General features: G+C 45.9%; 23 protein-coding genes. 13 read left to right on the top strand and 10 right to left on the bottom strand.

Going from position 1 to position 16,686, the window contains the following annotated elements; genetic code table 11:
- Positions 1-327: 327 nt before the first annotated feature.
- A complete protein-coding gene (locus AB2J24_RS12770; RefSeq protein WP_162651325.1) occupies positions 328-579 on the bottom strand; it encodes a hypothetical protein in 252 nt (83 codons plus the stop codon).
- A gap of 231 nt (positions 580-810) precedes the next feature.
- Between AB2J24_RS12770 and AB2J24_RS12765 the strand changes: the two genes are divergently transcribed.
- Entirely contained in the window at positions 811-1,809 is a 999-nt protein-coding gene (locus AB2J24_RS12765; protein WP_367385734.1) for a hypothetical protein, read from the top strand.
- A 17-nt stretch (positions 1,810-1,826) separates the two neighbouring features.
- Here the strand turns inward: AB2J24_RS12765 and AB2J24_RS12760 are convergent, their stop codons facing one another.
- Positions 1,827-2,585: a CPBP family intramembrane glutamic endopeptidase gene (locus tag AB2J24_RS12760; RefSeq protein WP_367385733.1), complete on the bottom strand. Its 759-nt coding sequence runs from the start codon at positions 2,583-2,585 to the stop codon at positions 1,827-1,829.
- A 169-nt stretch (positions 2,586-2,754) separates the two neighbouring features.
- Here AB2J24_RS12760 and AB2J24_RS12755 point away from each other — a divergent pair, with 169 nt between their 5' ends.
- Positions 2,755-3,231, top strand: a complete 477-nt coding sequence (locus tag AB2J24_RS12755) for a hypothetical protein (RefSeq protein ID WP_367385732.1) — start codon at positions 2,755-2,757, stop codon at positions 3,229-3,231.
- Positions 3,232-3,451: 220 nt separating this feature from the next.
- On the opposite strand, the gene AB2J24_RS12750 is transcribed toward AB2J24_RS12755, so the two are convergent.
- Entirely contained in the window at positions 3,452-3,859 is a 408-nt protein-coding gene (locus AB2J24_RS12750; RefSeq protein ID WP_367385731.1) for a DUF1801 domain-containing protein, read from the bottom strand.
- A gap of 152 nt (positions 3,860-4,011) precedes the next feature.
- On the opposite strand from AB2J24_RS12750, the gene AB2J24_RS12745 reads away from it, so the two are divergent.
- Positions 4,012-4,596: an MAPEG family protein gene (locus tag AB2J24_RS12745; RefSeq protein ID WP_367385730.1), complete on the top strand. Its 585-nt coding sequence runs from the start codon at positions 4,012-4,014 to the stop codon at positions 4,594-4,596.
- A gap of 543 nt (positions 4,597-5,139) precedes the next feature.
- On the opposite strand, the gene AB2J24_RS12740 is transcribed toward AB2J24_RS12745, so the two are convergent.
- From AB2J24_RS12740 to AB2J24_RS12720, 5 genes are all read right to left on the bottom strand, one after another.
- Complete coding sequence (locus AB2J24_RS12740) at positions 5,140-5,502, bottom strand: VOC family protein (RefSeq protein ID WP_367385729.1); 363 nt, start codon at positions 5,500-5,502, stop codon at positions 5,140-5,142.
- Positions 5,503-5,740: 238 nt separating this feature from the next.
- Positions 5,741-6,196 (bottom strand): GNAT family N-acetyltransferase, encoded by a 456-nt coding sequence (locus AB2J24_RS12735; RefSeq protein ID WP_367385728.1) that lies wholly within the window; start codon positions 6,194-6,196, stop codon positions 5,741-5,743.
- Positions 6,197-6,809: 613 nt separating this feature from the next.
- On the bottom strand, positions 6,810-7,601 hold the full coding sequence (locus AB2J24_RS12730) for a type II CAAX prenyl endopeptidase Rce1 family protein (protein ID WP_367385727.1): 792 nt from the start codon (positions 7,599-7,601) through the stop codon (positions 6,810-6,812).
- Complete coding sequence (locus tag AB2J24_RS12725; protein WP_367385726.1) at positions 7,594-8,139, bottom strand: PadR family transcriptional regulator; 546 nt, start codon at positions 8,137-8,139, stop codon at positions 7,594-7,596. Before AB2J24_RS12725 ends, AB2J24_RS12730 begins: the two co-directional genes overlap by 8 nt.
- Before the next feature lie 54 nt (positions 8,140-8,193).
- Positions 8,194-8,751: a dihydrofolate reductase family protein gene (locus AB2J24_RS12720; protein WP_367385725.1), complete on the bottom strand. Its 558-nt coding sequence runs from the start codon at positions 8,749-8,751 to the stop codon at positions 8,194-8,196.
- Between the two features lie 220 nt (positions 8,752-8,971).
- Here AB2J24_RS12720 and AB2J24_RS12715 point away from each other — a divergent pair, with 220 nt between their 5' ends.
- Genes AB2J24_RS12715 through AB2J24_RS12695 form a run of 5 tightly spaced genes read left to right on the top strand, consistent with a single transcriptional unit; the run spans position 8,972 to position 10,868 of the window.
- Positions 8,972-9,367, top strand: a complete 396-nt coding sequence (locus tag AB2J24_RS12715; RefSeq protein WP_162651314.1) for a DUF1353 domain-containing protein — start codon at positions 8,972-8,974, stop codon at positions 9,365-9,367.
- A 38-nt stretch (positions 9,368-9,405) separates the two neighbouring features.
- Complete coding sequence (locus tag AB2J24_RS12710; protein ID WP_367385724.1) at positions 9,406-10,059, top strand: lysozyme; 654 nt, start codon at positions 9,406-9,408, stop codon at positions 10,057-10,059.
- Positions 10,060-10,073: 14 nt separating this feature from the next.
- A complete protein-coding gene (locus AB2J24_RS12705) occupies positions 10,074-10,280 on the top strand; it encodes a hypothetical protein (protein ID WP_367385723.1) in 207 nt (68 codons plus the stop codon).
- Between the two features lie 11 nt (positions 10,281-10,291).
- Entirely contained in the window at positions 10,292-10,687 is a 396-nt protein-coding gene (locus tag AB2J24_RS12700; RefSeq protein WP_367385722.1) for a hypothetical protein, read from the top strand.
- On the top strand, positions 10,677-10,868 hold the full coding sequence (locus AB2J24_RS12695) for a hypothetical protein (protein WP_162651310.1): 192 nt from the start codon (positions 10,677-10,679) through the stop codon (positions 10,866-10,868). Before AB2J24_RS12700 ends, AB2J24_RS12695 begins: the two co-directional genes overlap by 11 nt.
- 152 nt (positions 10,869-11,020) lie before the next feature.
- Here AB2J24_RS12695 and AB2J24_RS12690 read toward each other — a convergent pair whose 3' ends face one another.
- Entirely contained in the window at positions 11,021-12,235 is a 1,215-nt protein-coding gene (locus AB2J24_RS12690; protein ID WP_367385721.1) for an MFS transporter, read from the bottom strand.
- An 80-nt stretch (positions 12,236-12,315) separates the two neighbouring features.
- Between AB2J24_RS12690 and AB2J24_RS12685 the strand changes: the two genes are divergently transcribed.
- Positions 12,316-13,407 carry a GlxA family transcriptional regulator gene (locus AB2J24_RS12685; RefSeq protein WP_367385720.1) on the top strand — a complete coding sequence of 364 codons (1,092 nt, stop codon included), beginning with the start codon at positions 12,316-12,318 and terminating at the stop codon, positions 13,405-13,407.
- A gap of 36 nt (positions 13,408-13,443) precedes the next feature.
- Here the strand turns inward: AB2J24_RS12685 and AB2J24_RS12680 are convergent, their stop codons facing one another.
- Positions 13,444-14,124: an ArsR/SmtB family transcription factor gene (locus AB2J24_RS12680; protein WP_367385719.1), complete on the bottom strand. Its 681-nt coding sequence runs from the start codon at positions 14,122-14,124 to the stop codon at positions 13,444-13,446.
- Between the two features lie 72 nt (positions 14,125-14,196).
- Between AB2J24_RS12680 and AB2J24_RS12675 the strand changes: the two genes are divergently transcribed.
- The 4 genes from AB2J24_RS12675 (at position 14,197) to AB2J24_RS12660 (ending at position 16,582) form a co-directional block, all read left to right on the top strand.
- Positions 14,197-14,526: an NIPSNAP family protein gene (locus AB2J24_RS12675; RefSeq protein WP_367385718.1), complete on the top strand. Its 330-nt coding sequence runs from the start codon at positions 14,197-14,199 to the stop codon at positions 14,524-14,526.
- Positions 14,523-14,870 carry an antibiotic biosynthesis monooxygenase family protein gene (locus AB2J24_RS12670; protein ID WP_367385717.1) on the top strand — a complete coding sequence of 116 codons (348 nt, stop codon included), beginning with the start codon at positions 14,523-14,525 and terminating at the stop codon, positions 14,868-14,870. Before AB2J24_RS12675 ends, AB2J24_RS12670 begins: the two co-directional genes overlap by 4 nt.
- Positions 14,867-15,787 carry a DMT family transporter gene (locus AB2J24_RS12665; protein ID WP_367385716.1) on the top strand — a complete coding sequence of 307 codons (921 nt, stop codon included), beginning with the start codon at positions 14,867-14,869 and terminating at the stop codon, positions 15,785-15,787. Before AB2J24_RS12670 ends, AB2J24_RS12665 begins: the two co-directional genes overlap by 4 nt.
- Positions 15,788-15,883: 96 nt before the next feature.
- Complete coding sequence (locus tag AB2J24_RS12660) at positions 15,884-16,582, top strand: aspartate/glutamate racemase family protein (protein ID WP_367385715.1); 699 nt, start codon at positions 15,884-15,886, stop codon at positions 16,580-16,582.
- The last annotated feature ends 104 nt before the right edge of the window (positions 16,583-16,686 follow it).

Here is a 16,686-nt window from a genome sequence, read left to right as displayed (position 1 = left end):
TAGAACAACTGATCCGGTTCAGCTTGTAATCCCATCATCAACTCATTCTCCATATGAAAATCAATGAGCAAATTGAATCAGACCATCAAGGCAAACAAATGGCAGACTTTATCAACAATATCGGCCAAAAACATTTATTCCTATTTATCCGATTCAGGGTGGCTATACACTGCTTAACAGACGGCAAAACTTTCGGTAATGGAACTGATCTGTTTCGTGCGATGGTTATTTTCTTAATTCATTCATCAAGCTTCTTCATCATCTCGACAGAGCCATTATTGCGACCAGTTTCAATATCAGAATTGGGTGCGGTTTACCCAATATTCTTCACCGCCGCGGCCATCGATCAACCAGCCAAGGCGCTATGGCAATGAGGGCGCCAATTATCACGAGGCCTATTAGGATATATATCAGGTCGAACAGGTTTATGATCGCCAAGATTGCCAAGCCTGCAGTGGCTGTGCCGATGTAGAAAAGTTTGCTTCTGCCTTTAAATATTGCATTCAGGCGCTTTTCCATAAAGGCAAACATGATCAAAAGTGTGATGCCAAGCAGGATGATGATGATTTTTGAAAGCATACGAGTTCCGCTGACTTAATTCACATATTGGTTTGAGAGCGATAGCGTAGTTTTAGCGTTGCAAAAAGCAATTTGAAAGCGAAAGATTTGCGCAATCAGATTGTTTGGCTCTTATTGGTATGTTTTTCGGTTGCGGATGGCTTTCTTGCCAAAATACGACAAAATCGCCATAGTTGTGATGCGGGCCAAGTTTTGTGCGGGGGCATTGTTAACTGGATAGGGTCTAAAGCAATGATTTATATTTCGTTTTCACGGTTGTTTGCTGTTTGTGCAATAGCCGCCATGCTGTTTATGGGATTACATGCATCAAATATTACACCCGCAGCCCACGCGCAGCCTGCAAATTGCGATGATCATCCAGCATGCCGCGCCAGCATGCCCACAGGCAATGTGTGTCGCTTATATCTCAATGCGGGGAATGGTTCGCAAAGCTTTGGTGAACAAAGTTTGGACCGAATAGAAGGGCGCGCATCGCGCTCTTGGCCGCAAAGATGTTACCGAGGAAGCCGCGTTTTTGGTCTGGCAGGGTTTCGGTTTAATACGCGCGGCGGCCACAAGGTAAAGAATTTTGGCTTCTTACATGGCCGCGATTCTGTTGAGTTTTGGCTCGAGGATAAAAATAGCGATGATTTTTCTGATGGTTTTGTCTGGTTAACGGGAATGCCAGAAGGTACGGAAGAGCGCTTCGTTATTCGAAGAAACTGCCGAGGCGAGTGCATTTTGCGGCTTGAGCGCGAAGACACAACGCGCGAGATTTTTTTGTCAGGTTTCAAATTCAGCCGCAAAGATGGTGATGGGCATGTGAAGCGAATAGCTATTTTGCCATTACAGAATGAAGGGTCCGTATATCCCAGATACATGGTGGCGTTTCAGGATGATGATTTCGAATATGAGGTGCGACTGCAATATGTCCTTGTTCCACGAAACACATTCGGTCCATTATTAGAAGTGGCTAAAACCTATCGTGCTAACAATGATGGAAGAATGACAAGGGGTGAACGTGAACGTGTTCATTCCGACCTGATTGCCGTAAGGCAACAAGGCAATATTGCATTACGCGGGTTCGAATTTAAGTTTTCAAACGGCGGACATTTCATCGAAGACATAGGTGTGGAACCAGACCAAACAGCATTTCAGGCTTGGTTTCAAGATAATCAAAGCGATGATGACCGGCGCGAACCCGATGACCCTTTGGAGTGGCGTGTGCTCTATTCGCGTATTCATTACTGAATTGGTTGTGTGACAGATCACATAAAACCTTCACCCATCATCATGGTAAGATGCGCAATCATATGTGCACCCATTGCGCATTCTAGCCCGCGTTTCCAATAAAGATACCCGGCGATAATGCCAAAAGCGGCATTGCCTAAAATAATATAGGTAATCAGGGGTGCTGTGAGTGTGGTCGTCAATGCAGATGCAACAGGCAGATGGCCAAGGCCGAATATCAGCGATGAGATTATGATCGCCAGTACATAGTTATGCGGGGCAATGTCTGCGCCGTTCTTTTGTGTTATGCGATATGCGCCCCACGCGATAAATGACATCAGTCCCCAGCGGATAAGCAGTTCCTCGGTAATGCCGCCATATAATATTCTAGTGTACCAAGGCAATTTGAGCTTTTCGCCAGCGCTGAGAAAATCTGCGGGTAGGGAGCCTGATAATATGCCAAGGAAGATAACAATAAACACACCACCAATAATGCCGCCAATAAGTGCAGGCAGGATTTGTGGTTTTAGTGCTGCAATTGCGTCTTCCGAGCGAATGATAGCAGAAATGACGGGCGAGGTCAGGCGGGTTTTTGGGGAAAAAACAGAACCAAGCCAAACCATAAGCAGCAGCAATACAGACGATTGCGCAACGGATATAACTTGAATTATCTCAATAGATAGCGGCGGCGGAGCTGGTTGAAGCGCAAGCAGTTGTGGGATGAGGGGGAGTGCCGACAAAACCCCGATAAATCCCAAAATAAATAGCAAGATGATATGTTTCATATTCGCGCTCATACGGCCAACTCCTGTGCAAGCATCTGTTTATCGCAATATAGTCGTGCATCCCCGGTTTTTTAAGATGAACGCAAAATGAATATGCCTTTCAGGAATGGTTCAAGCTGCTTTTCGTAAAACACCATTATTGCATCACAATTTGATGCTTGATTACATGGAGGGTGACAATATGAACACGATGACAAGAAAAGCAATCATCAAAGAAGTAATAAAAGTCGCAGTTATTGGTGCCGCGCTTGCAGGTAACATTGCATCAGCAAGAGCAGATCAGATTAAAGCGCCGCAAGAGGCCGCTATGAAGGTGATGGATGTTACACTTGCGATCAAATCACCAAAGACAAATCTGTGTCCTGAAACAGGCAAGCTGAAAGCATGGGTTAAAACAAATAAAGCCGGCCCGGTGGATTATTTCTTTGCTCGCGAAGGGCAGGGCCCGGGCGCATTGAAAACCGCCAATGCTGTAAAAACAACCAATGGCTATGTGCTGACAATCGCGCAGGATCTCGGCATTCATCAGGCAATTGACACCAAATATCGCCTGTTTGCCAAAGGCGCAAATGGCGAGTATCAAAAGAGCATGTGGGTGCCACTTAAGGCGACATGTAAGATTGGTTTGGGAGATGGCATTAAGGCTTTCTCGCAGTAATCAGGCTTTGTATGACTTAAACGTGATAGATAGTTGGTTTTATGTTTATTGAATAAAAGACCGCCAGTAACTATCTGTCATTTACTAAGCCAGCACGTTTAACAAGTCATGTAGCTGGTTTAGGCGCGACGCTTTGTGGAGCGGCGCGCCGACAAAACCCCAAAATTGATGCCATACTGCCTGATATACGCTTTCCCCGCGTTTATCGCGTTGGGTTGCGCTATGTCTTCAGGTGATAGGTCAGGGCAGCGCGGATATACATCTGCAGCTTTGGGGCCGGGATCGCGCCTTCATTGTCAAAATGGATGGCGCGATTTCCTTCATAGGCAAAATCATCGGGAAACAGGTTTTGAAAGTCTGAAATTAGCGTGGTCTGGCAATGGGTATAAATTGCAAAACCGCCAGTTTTGGGCATGCCCAGCCGAATGGTCGACCCTGATTTTGTTTCAGGTGTGAGATAAGATGGCTGTCCCCATTTCAAAGTCTCTTCAATCGCGCCAACCTCCGGCGATTGCGCAGCCGTTTTGAAAATAAGCGCACGCAGTTTCAATAGCCCTTTACGCTCTGGTTCAGGAATGGCGTTAAACACAGCTTCAACATCGGCACTGGTAAATGGTGGATCAATCATCGTGCTAAAATAACAGCAAGGATTTGCAAATCAACAGCCGTGGTTTGACAATTCTTGCTGACTTGATCAGCACTCACACCTTGTTTTTATCTGCCTTCATACCTAACTTTACCAAAATTATGTCGAACAAAAACTATTTGCGGGAGGGGTGTATGTTAAAACAAACGCCGGAACAGGAAGATAGCAACTCGAAGGCCCGCAAGATGGTCATTGGTTATCCATTCGCGCTGATCTTCATTGGCATGCTGGTTAACTGGCTGGCCTTCGGTTTTGATCCCATATCAGTGGCAATGCCCGATAAGCTTGGCATTATCGGCATCATCATCGCAGCGGTTCTGCTGTTGGCCAATCACACATGGCTGATGACGAGCACCGAATTGACCCGGATTGACCATGGTCTGCTGACCACACCGGAAGAATGGGCAGAAAAAAACCGTGAAAAAGCAGATGCAGCACAAGCGGGTTGGGATGCGCTTGAGCGCCGACACAATGCCCATCGCAACACGACAGAAAATACCGTTTATTTTGCTATTCTGGCAGGGCTGACACTGCTGGTTTCGCCGCCCGCCTATCTGGTTCTGGTCTGGTCGGTTTGCTTTGGTGTGTCGCGCCTGGCCTATACCTATAGCTATTTTGCCGCCAATACCGACCTGCGTGGCATATTCATGAGCCTGACATTGTTGCCGCTTTATGCGATGGCGGGATACCTGTTTGTGGCTATGATGATGTCATTTTAGGTAGGTAATGCCTGTCAGAGCCCCCTAAACATACATTTGTAGGGCGATGGGGGCTTTGATGAATCAATTGAACGGTTTGCAGGAAAAAGTTCATATATTGATTCATGCGCTTATTCTTGATTGTCGCAATTTTTGTTAATCTGTTTGCGGTGAGCGGCGTTCGTTTTTGCGCATATATAATCGCGATCAAAAGATGAGTCTTTTGAATCGCTTAGCCGGGAGAGCTAAGATTATGAATCAAGCAAAATCGCACCCGCGGAGCTGCTCAAATTGTTAAGGTTATTCCTCCCGAAAAGCCATTTTATAACAGTTGCTTAGCGCAATCTAGCTCTAATAGAAATAACAGGTGTTTTCTAGGAGTTCATAGTTAATAAAAGGTAAATATTGCGGCGCTCAATTGGGTTTTAATGCATAAAAATTCTAAGTCTCTGGTTCTTTTAAATAAAAATACAGATAGGAAAATATTCATATTTTACTTGACAGGGAAGGTCGTCGGGGTATAAAAGGATATGATAGCAAAAGTGTCGATCAAGGCGCAGCGCCTTAAGCATAGAAACTTATTTTATTTCCATCCAAATCTCTGGCATAGGCGGAAAATAAAGGTCCACGCTGACCGGGTTCGCCCTCGCTTTTACCGCCCAGCTCAAGAACCATTTTGTGAAGCCGTGTGACGTCTTCGCTGGAGCCAACTTTAAAGCCAAGCATGCAGCCGTTGCCATGGGCGGCAGGTTGCTGGTCAAAAGGTTCTGCCACAGCAAATGTAAAGCTGGCATCTTCGTCTTGCCAATAGGTCATTCGCTCGGTCGAAAATATCTGTTTCGGGCCTGTTTGCGCAAAAAGTGCGTCGTAGAATTGGACGGAAGCTTTGAGATTATTTGTTCCAAGAACGGCGTAGTTCATCTTCATGGGTAGGGCCTTATAGGTTAACATGTATCAGACGGTAGGTGCGCTTCGCTCTAGTGCGAGGCGCTGCCATCCGTTGGTGAAACCTATCTAGTCCGATCAAGTGTCAATTTCTGTCAGGAGTGATTTGCAATTCGTTTTCCGCTCACGCTGTCGTGCTGAAAAGCGCTTCGCTGCGCGGGACGCCTCACATTAGCTCGGACGCACCGTCGTGCTTGCGAACGCTTCCGCGTTCGGGGCACTAGATTAAAGCTTTCGTCATAAAGATTTTATTGCCTTCTGCGCCCGTCACGTGCCAGCCGAGATGCTCATAAAGCCCCACATTTTCCGGCATGTCCTTATGGGTGGCCAGATGCAATTCACTGAGGCCAAGATCGCGCACATACCGCCCGCATGTCGTAATCAAAGCGCGACCAATGCCAAGCCCGCCAGCCGATGGATGCACGGCAATATTGGCAAGCTTTGCTGCATGAGATTGGGCATGATCGGAATTTACAACAAGGATAAGTCCGCCGATGATCCATTCATTCTTCTCAGCGACCCAGACAATATTGTTGGTAATATCGTCCGCTATACCTTCAGATACAGGCGGCAATTCAATGCCCTTGGCAAGAAAACCCGCATAGGCAGCATCAATGCACGAGGTGAGGGGTTGTGTGTCTTTGAGCGTTGCGCGGCGAATTGTGAATTTGGTCATAAGGTTTCTGTTCGATAAAATAGCGAATAAAAAATTACTTTATCTGTCCATACCATTTTTTGACCGTGATTATAATTATCGCGAGTCCTATTACGATAGCCATAAGAACATAAAACTCAAAAAAAGTGAGTATTAGGATAGCAATAGTGCCCAAGAATGAACTTAGAATGTAGATTGAATTGAGTTTTGGTTTGTCGTGCTTACTGGCAAATAGCCATTCTAAGCCCCATTCAGCCGCTGCATAGGCCAAAAAACAGGCAGCGACTATGAGCATTATGATAAATCTAGAGTCCATTTTGAGCCTCTCGCTACTCAGCAAAATTCATGTCATGATTTATAGTTTGTTGCAATTAGAATAAGTAAAAAAACCGAGCTTGGCTCGCAGGGACCGTCGTTCATCGTCACAATAAAACTTGGTCCTCAGCGCCACTCGCCACAAATTAGATTTGCCTGTCTTGTTAGTCCAACATCGCACGTAGAGCTGCTGATTAGGCAGAGGCGCGCAAGATTTGGACCATTAAGGAACTCCCAATATGAACGATGAAGAATTGAAGATGCTGCTGGTCAGCGTGCTTTTGGTTGCCGAAATGCATGATGTTCGGAGTATGTGTCATTAAGTGCCGTTCTTGCGCAGAATGAACGTTGTGACCGCAAGCAGGCACAGGGTTGCCAGTGCAACAAAACCTTCGGGACGTGCGGCAAACCACAAGGGGGCGTCGACTTTGATGATCTCAGGTGTGAGCAACGGCCATGCTAAACTATTGGCCATGCAATGTGCGATTGCTGCTGGCCAGAAGCTTCCGGTTTTTGCCCGCCATTGGCCATAAATTACAGCCATCGCAAAACAGGAAATCAGGAAAAGCAAGGCATATAAAAGTGGGGGCAGGGTGCTTTGGCTGGTTTCTGAAATGACATAACCTATGTGCCATATGGACCAGATAAGCCCAACCAATAAGTGCCTTGGTAGCGCAGTCATCCCCAGTGCTGCTAGTTTGCGTTCTAAATAACCACGCCAGGCAAATTCTTCGCTGATCGCAAAAAGCAAGAACATGGGTGCGCCGGTTAAAATGGCGATGGTTAGATTTTTAAATGCATCGGGCTCGAACTGAACAAACCCGAGAGCTGTGCCGCTTGCAATGGCAAAAAAGAAAACTAAGGGGAACAGAAGGAATGCTGCAAGTAATATTTTGACCTGCACGCGCCGATAACCAAACCCGGCATCTGCCCAGCCATCTTTTGTGAATGTGCGCATGATGATTGTTATAAGGGCAGGGCTGAGAATAAACAAAAGCCCGCCAATACCCTGTAAGGCTTGGTAATTCAGGCCGAAAATATTGCCGAGTGTTACAACGCAGATGGTAAAGATAGCAATCCGCGCACCACTGGCTGTGGGTATGTTATTCATCATCAAACTCTGATTGAATTTCAAGACTTAGTTTGTGCGCCCATTCACGTTCTGCACGGGCATGGGCAAGGCCATTTTCCAGCGTTGCAAGGTGTAAGCGTGTTTGCAAATCAGGTGGGCTATCATTGTTAAAATGCGCCCTGATTGCTGTCAGAGTGGCTATCATTTCGTCGGCCTCATCAATCCTGCCGCGCAGCATTTTTAAAATAGAGCCGGAACCTTGTCTGCCGCCTAGGAATATTTTGAGTAAAAATGGCTCGCGTATGGGCACATGCTGTAAAGGAGTATTGAGCCAATCATTTAATTCAACTTCACCTGCTGGCAGGATCGAATGCAAACGGCGATTGGGCTTATCGTCTTGGTGAAGGGTTTCCACGCTCACCAAATTGTCCTGCACCAATGAGGCAAGGGTGCGATAGATTTGTGCCTGATCTGCGGTCCAGAAATGCCCAACCGATTGCGCGATAGATTTTCGTAAATCATATCCCGTCATTGGGTTGTGGGCCAAAAGCCCCAATATTGCATGGCGAAGTGACATGGATCATTGATATAAGACTAATCTAATATATGTCAAGTCCTATATAGTTAGCAATCACGCAAACCCATACACGCTTGTGACGAGGCCGCTTTCAAATGCCTTAACGGATTTAAGTTCTAAATCGATATCCTGATCAATATCGCCAAAAAGCGAAATGCCGGAGCCGATCAGGATGGGGATACGGGTGAGGGTAATGTCTTCGATTAGACCTTGTTGGATAAAACTTTGGATGAGTTTACCGCCATCAATATAGGCGCGCTTCCAACCGCGCTTATCGAGCATATCCATAATTTCATGCGGGGTGAGATTGACCAGTTCAACCTTATCGGAAAGTTCATCCGGGACATCGCTTTTTGTGAGTGATTGACTGACCACAATAACAGGTTTGCCATAGGGCCAACCCTCAAAACCAAGGAGCGTTTCAAATGAGCCGCGGCCCATCACCAGACCATCGACGCTCTCGATAAAATCATCATAGCCATGGTCTTCGCCAACCGTGTCCTGTTTCATCAGCCAGTCGAGCTTGGTCTCTGGGTTGTCTGTATTACGCGCCACAAAGCCATCCAAGCTGGTGGCAATAAATACATGTCCGGTTATGGATGTTGTTGTCATGGAGTTTCTCGCGGAATCATTTGTTACTAAAAATGCCTTCTATGCGGCTTTTGCAACGTTGTAAATCCCAATACGAGCGAGTTCGCGTTATGGCAACTAAAAATTGTAACGGGTTGTAATTTGCAGGGCATCAATCATGTTTTGTCGTGTGATCACGTTACATAAGTATCTGAGAATACATAGCTGGCGTTTGGTATAAAATTCACATAGAAATGGCATTATGAGCAGATTTACATATTTTGAAGACTTTGATCTTGTTGAAGACTCACACAAATTATATCGGCTAAATGCCCCAATCTGCTGGGAAGTTGGAGCGATCAACTCCGGGTGGGAGCTGACCATACCGGAAGGCACGGTCTTCGATATTTCTGTTCCCTGGTATTTGGAGTGGCTGCAAAGCCCGCATGACAGGGCAGTGCTTTTAGCCGCAGCTGTGCATGATGAACTCTTAAAACATGGCCATGATGTTGCTTTTGCCTCATCAGAGTTCCGACGTGCTGCGATCTCGCGCGGAACATCGACCTGGTGGGCCTGGATATTGTTTTGGGTCACACTTTGGTGGACCGCAGTGCGAAAAGCGATGGGAAAAGGTTATACCGACCATTCAGTGCGCTGATTTTGCCTAGATAATCTAAATACAATTTGGAGAACATTATGAAGACCTCATCACAGGGGCTTGCGGAAATCGCATCCCATGAAGGTATCGTCACGTCTCGATATAAGGATAGTGTGGGTGTTTGGACTGTGGGTATTGGCCATACAGCCAGTGCAGGGCACCCTGATCCCCGCTTTTTGCATCGCAATTTATCACTCAAAGAAGTGATGGATATATTTGCACGCGATATCCTGAAATTCGAGGTGCGGGTCAGAAAAGCATTCACGACAAAGCTGACCCAAAGCCAGTTTGATGCAGCTGTTTCTTTTGATTTTAATACTGGTGCAATCCATCGGGCTTCGTGGGTGAAGCAGTTCAATGCAGGCCAGATAAAACAGGCGCGAAAATCATTCATGAACTGGCGTAAACCTAAAGAGATAATCTCCCGCCGCCAGAAGGAGTGTAACCTGTTCTTTGATGGAAAATATTCCAGTAATGGCGTTGTTAATGTCTATGCAGCAACGAAGTCTGGCAAAGTGGAATGGTCCAAAGGACGCCGCATGACATTGCCTATTGTGAGCGCGCAGAAGCTCGCCGCAGAGCCAATAACACACTCTTCAAAGAAGGATAGAGCTAGCCTGATTGCTATCGTTTTTGCAGCCTTAGGATCAGCAATAATCGTCTTTTGGAATAAAATCCAAGCACTGTTTTAAACGGGATGTAACTTATGATAAAAATCTATTTCAGCAAGCTTAAAGGCTATCGAACTGTGCTCGTAAATGCAGGATTGGCTGCAATGCCAATACTTGAAATGAGCGAGGTGCTGGACATCCTGCCCGATCATTATGAAGCGCCATATGCAATTTTCATTGCCGTCATCAATCTCTATCTGCGCTCGATAACGACAACGCCACTTGGCGCACGCAATGAGTAAAAGGAATGAAAATGATCGCTAAAATCCTGTCATGGCTGGCTGGCGGCGGCATAACTGCCATTGGACAACAACTCAATGATGCCTACAGCGCAAAACTAAATGCGCAAAATAACAAAGCGCGAATTGAGGCGGATAAGCGCATTGCGTACTTGCATGCACAGCAGGCGGTTTTGATTGCAGAGCAGGGGAGCTGGATGACGCGCTGGATTAGGCCCGCATTTGCCGCACCTTTTGTGATCTATAATGGCAAGATTATTCTTTGGGATAAGGTATTGGGCCTTGGGGTAACCGATGCACTGTCGTCAGAATTTTGGCAACTGCAGATGATTATCTTCGGCGCTTATTTCCTCACCAGACCGTTTGAAAAACGAGCAAGATTTGCAAGTGGGCAGTATAATGGAAATTGAGATAAAAGACCTGTTATATATTCTTGTTATGGTGGTTGGCGTTGCTGGTTCGCATTTTATGTTGCGGGCACGAGTGATGGTGCTTGAGGAACGTTCGCGTAATCATGGTCACCAGTTTGATCAGATACTAAGCGCGATTGAACGTCTGGAACAAAAAATCCAGAACAAGGCTGACCGGTAACTTTTCCTCAGCGGCTAAGATTTATTAGCCAGAAAGCCGATTTCAAACATCAAATATTACCCTGAATTGGCGCATCCAAGCGGCGGAACGGGGTCACTATGTCAAATTTTGACAATCAACATACTTCAATATTGATCATATAATTTCATGGCTTAGATCGCGCTTTGCCCTGCTTTGCGTAAGAACACCAGCAACACTAACATAATGATTAAAACGGGCAAGGCGGCAAGGGCGACGACTTCCCATGAAAAACTTGTGACCAGAGCGCCGGATGAAAAACTGGCAACGGTAAATGACAGGGCAAGTGCGGTGTCATTAAACCCTTGCACTTTGGCGCGTTCATGCGGTTCCAGCGACTGCGCCAAAAGTGTGGTTGCACCAATGAAACCGAAATTCCAACCAATACCCAGAATGATCAATGCGCCATAGAAATGGTGCAAAGAAACACCGGCGATGGCCAGTGCGCTGGCTCCCGCAAGCAGTACCATGCCAATGGAAATTACGTTGATCACCCCCATACGTTTGATGATCCAGCCTGTGAAAAAGCTGGGCGCAAACATGGCTATAACATGCCATTTTATCACTGAGCTTGCTTCAAGTTCGCTGTGGCCATGATGGGTCATGGCAAGTGGTGTTGGTGTCATTAACAGCATCATGATGCCGCCCGAAATGCAGCTTGCAAGAACCGCAAGCAGCACAGGGCGGCGTTTGAGAACGTCTCGCACTAGAACGAGCTTCTTATCCTCATCGGATTGGTTTTTTACATCGCCAAAACGCGTAAATAAAACCGGAATAACGCCCAGAACAATGATGGGAACAATTGCGAAATATGCGCCCGCAAATTGCACAGGCGCAAGAAAATCCTTTGTCTGATTGAAGACTTCAGGCCCGATTAAAGCTGATATCAAGCCCGCTGCCAAAATAAATGATATCGCAATGGACTGCATATGTTTTGGCACAATTTCGCTGATGGCGAAGCGAAAATAATTCAGACCAACCAGTGCCGCACCAAGCGACATGTGCGCCAAAATCAGCAACCAGAATTGCGATGTCATCATGGCAAAGCCACCTAACAATCCACCCACTGCAGCACAGCCCGCACTAATTAAGAATCCTGCTTTACGCCCTTTTTTACCCATAAGGTAGGAGATTGGCGCTGCCGCAAATAAACCTGCGAGCATTTGTGTAGATGGCGGTAATGTGGAAAATGTCGGGTGAGGGGTGAGCGTTAATCCGGCCAATCCTCCCAGCACAATTAACATCGGCATTGCAGAGCCTAGAATAGCGGCCGCGATGAGAATTAAAACAAAACTACCTTTGTTTTCAAATGTCTCGTCTTGAGTTGCGTTTTGTGCCAGATCACTCATAAAACACCATCCTTTTTAGTTTGACAATTCCATTCATAATCTATTTAAATTTTGTCTGAAATTGAAAATGAGCATCAAAAATGGACAAATACAATCAAAAAGAACGATCTGATCTTTCCAGCGAAATTCCTGCCCGCGTTATTCCGGCCCGCGCTATTCTGGCCCACGATATTCCGGTTCGTCGCACTATAGATGTTTTCATTTTCAATGGGATGAACCTGTTAGATGTCGCAGGACCCGTTCAAGCATTTTCAAACGCTTATATCGATGGTAATTCGTTCTACGATCATCGCTATTTATCATTGGATGGCAAACCTGTGAAAACGTGTAGCGGTATGCAGATCCATGCTGATGGAACGCTCGAATATGACCAATTGGGGCATGATTTACTCATTCCAGGCGGCAATGACATTGATAATTATTTGGGTGATAAGCGACTTGCGGATGTTATCGCAAATTGGCAAAGTACAAAAAAGAAAAATCGCATATTATCAATATGTTCAGGTGCTTTGTTAATAGCTGAATCTGGCCTTCTAGATGGTCGTAAAGCTACGACGCATTGGGGTCGTAAATCTCAGGTGCTGCAAGATTTTCCGAAAGTTGATTGGGATTTGGATAAAATTTATCTCGATCAATCAGACATCTATACCTCCGCTGGTGTAACAACGGGTATCGACCTTGCGCTCTCCATTATCGGCCAGGATCTAGGCGCAAAAGTTGCCCTCGGCGTGGCGCAGGAACTCGTGGTTTATTTCAAGCGAAGCGGTGGTCAAAGCCAGTTTTCAAACCACCTCATCGACCAGTATCAGGCGATGGAGCGTGGTAATAAAGAGGCTAAGTTGATCGATCAAGCGCAGAAGAGCAGCATTGAACCACTCACCATGCAGATTACCAGCAATCCGCGCAACAATTGGACACTCGAGCAGATGGCGGAGTTTATTGGGATGAATGCCAGAACACTCACCCGTAAGTTCCAGGCTCGTTTATCCATGTCTCCGGTCGAATTCGTAGAGCAAGTACGTCTGGATAAAGCGCGCGAATTGCTCGCAGAGAATTTGGTTCTCAAACAAGTCGCTGCTCAATCAGGCTTCGGCGATGTTCAACGCATGCGCCGCGCTTTCAAGCGAAATTTTGGTGTGACCTTGCAAGATTATATGAAGAGTTTCGGGTGAGGGCATGTATCCGTTAGTGTGACACTTTATATCTCGCTATAGTGGGAACATTTTAAGAAATTGTTTTTCACCCTTTTGCGTAAATTTGATGATGCGCGAATTATCTTTTCGTGATGCCCATCCGATCTGAAAAAAGTGGTGCAAAAATGCAGTTCCCAGCGCACCTGCAAGGTGTGTTCGACGTGAACTCCAATCCAGGCATGATTTACAAAGCGGGCGGCGCGTTAGGGAAATGGCAGCGATATCGATACCATTATCTACCATAAATTGTTCACCCATTGATGTGAGCTGAACATCATCATCAAGCTCCTTTAACTGCCCATTTGCGATCATGCTGTCATACAGTCGCACACCCAGATCTCCTGCAAGGTGATTGTAGCAGATACGAGCTTTTCTTAAAGCTTGGTCCTTGGGGCCTGTTCTTGTTCTAAGCAGACCTTGTTTGGCAGCAAGTCCCATCATAGCTTCAAGCACGCCACCAACATCCTCATTAGCCAATTCGAAATAGCGATGCCGTCCTTGTTTGCGTTGCTTGAGAAGTTTTGCATCCTGCAACTTTTTCAAATGGGAACTTGTCGTTTGAACGGTTACACCCGCTTCAGATGCAAGTTCACTCGCCGTAAGCGCCTTGCCACTCATCAGAGCGGTCAGAATATTGGCACGTGCGGGATCTCCGATCAACGAGCCGAGGAGTGCTATGTCAGGGCCTTCTTTCATAGTTCGATACTAATCGAAGCATTCAGAACGTGCAACGTGTAAATGTGTCTTTGTAAATTAAGGACACACAATATGATTACATGTTTTATTCGTTACCACATTGATCCAACAAAAAAGGCACTCTTCGAGCAATATTCTCGAAATTGGGGTAAGGCTATTCCTCGATGTGGTGCAGACTTGATTGGGTATTACGCACCTCATGAAGGATCAAGCTCTCTGGCTTATGGTGTTTATAATATTGAAAGCCTGGCAGCTTACGAAGCATATCGAGCAAGACTTTCAGATGACCCACTTGGCAAGGAAAACTACGCGTTCGCGCAAAAAGAGAAGTTTCTGCTGCGAGAAGATCGTACGTTTCTTAAACTATCCTCTGCACCACACGGCTCGTTGGTGCAATCATGATCGCTGTAATTTTTGAGGTGCAGCTCGCAGAAGGGCGAAAACAAGAATATCTGGATATAGCGGCGGACATGCGACCATTATTGGAGAGGATCGATGGCTTTATTTCTGTTGAACGTTTTCAAAGTCTAACTGACCCTTCAAAGTTATTATCGCTCTCTTTCTTTGAAAATGAGGAAGCCGTTTCAGCTTGGCGAACACTGAACGCGCATCGGTGTGCGCAAATGAAGGGAAGAAGGGGTGTTTTCGCAAATTACCGTTTAAGAGTGGCAAGCATTATCCGCGATTATGGGATGTTCGACCGTGACCAAGCACCAGGTGACAGCCGGAAAATACATCAAACATGAACACATCTTCCAGACATGTTGCATGGACAGAGTTTGCATTGCTCGGTGTTTTAGCCTTGCTGTGGGGGGCATCTTACTTGCTCACCAAAATTGCCGTTGTGGAAATCCCGCCGGTAACCCTTATTGCGACACGCGCGTGTGCTGCGGCTATCTTTTTATATATTGTGTTGGTAATTCAGGGAGGTAAATTGCCCCGTGATGCCACCACCTGGCGAATGTTGCTGTTGCAATCGTTTTTCAACAGTATTGGGGCATGGACTATTCTTGCCTGGGGGCAGCAATTTGTAGATGCTGGTTTAGCAAGTGTGCTCAATTCCACCTCACCAATCTTTGTCTTTCTGCTAACTATATTGGTCACTCGACATGAGGCTACAGGTTTTTTAAAGCTAGTGGGCGCATGCATTGGATTGCTTGGCGTAGTATTTATTGTGGGAGTTGATGCTCTCGCAGGCCTTGGTCAACAGGTGGCAGGGCAAGTGGCTGCTATAGTAGGAGCTATACTGTATGCATTTGCTGCCATTTATGGGAGACGATTTTCTCATTTAACAGCGACCGCAGCAGCCTTAGGAACGATGATATGGGCTTTCATTGTGTTGATACCTTTCAGCCTTCTGTTCGATCAACCATGGACACTTGCACCCTCACCAAAGGCAATTGCCGCGACCATCACATTGGGTGTTTTATGTACTGCTTGCGCTTTGCTAATTTACTTCCGGTTGGTCAAAACGTTGGGATCAATGGGGGTGGCAAGTCAAGCATATCTGCGAGCGGGAATTGGCGTTGTTTTAGGCGTTGTCTTGTTGGATGAACACATCACATTTGAGGTAGGATTGGGTGTTGCCGCTGCGATTTTTGGTGTTGCGTTGATCAATATTCCGACAGGGAAAAGTCAAATTGAAAGGAATTTGAACCCGTAGGTGCTGCACGATCAATGATCGCAGTTTGGCAAATGTCTTTTCCAGATTACAAGTTCTAACTTTCGTGTATATGTTCGGTATGATAGGGAGTTCTAGATGAAGAAAATTGGCTTGATTGGTGGGTTGAGTTGGGTGTCGACTGCCCAATATTACAAACGTATAAATGAGATCACACAATCTGCTCTAGGTGGTGTCAGTTCAGCTCGCATTGTTCTGGAAAGTATCAACAGACAGGAATTCATCTCATCGGTGATTGAGCGCAAAGATGAAGCCAGCGCGTGCCAGCAAATTGCTGAATCTGCCGCCGCATTGGAAGCGGCTGGTGCGGATTTTATCGTGATTTCCTGTAACGGCGCACATCGTTTTGTGCCGGAGATAGAAAAAAATATCCAAATTCCATTTCTGCATATCGCACAGGTTACAGCTCAAGCCATTGCGGAAAAGGGGTTTAAACGAGTTGCGATTTTAGGTGTTCGCAAAACGATGGAAGAAGACTTCTATCCTTCTATCCTCGCGCAAAATGGAATTGGAGCCATTATTCCAAATGAGCAGGAAAAAGAATATATTCATGAAAGCATTAATAGGGAGTTGGTGCATAATCAATTTCTAGATAAAACTCGTATCAGATATCAATCTATTATTTCTGATCTGAGTGAGCGAGGTGCCGATTGTGTGGCACTTGCATGCACAGAAATTCCCTTGTTATTATCTCCGGAACAATCACCAATACCTGCATTTTCAACGACTGAAATACATTGTTTAGCTACGGTTAAATGCGCATTGGAAAATGATTGAGCTGGTTGGTTGGATAATTGTAGCAGGAATATCTTCGTGTGGCTTGAATAGCGTGTTCACCCAACCCAAATTAGTAACATGGTTTTATCAAAATCTTCTTTATT

It is taken from the genome of Lentilitoribacter sp. EG35, from assembly GCF_040784015.1.
Lineage (GTDB): Bacteria > Pseudomonadota > Alphaproteobacteria > Rhizobiales > Rhizobiaceae > Lentilitoribacter.
Note: the sequence above shows the minus strand (reverse complement) of the source record. Positions and strands in the feature narration are given on the sequence as shown.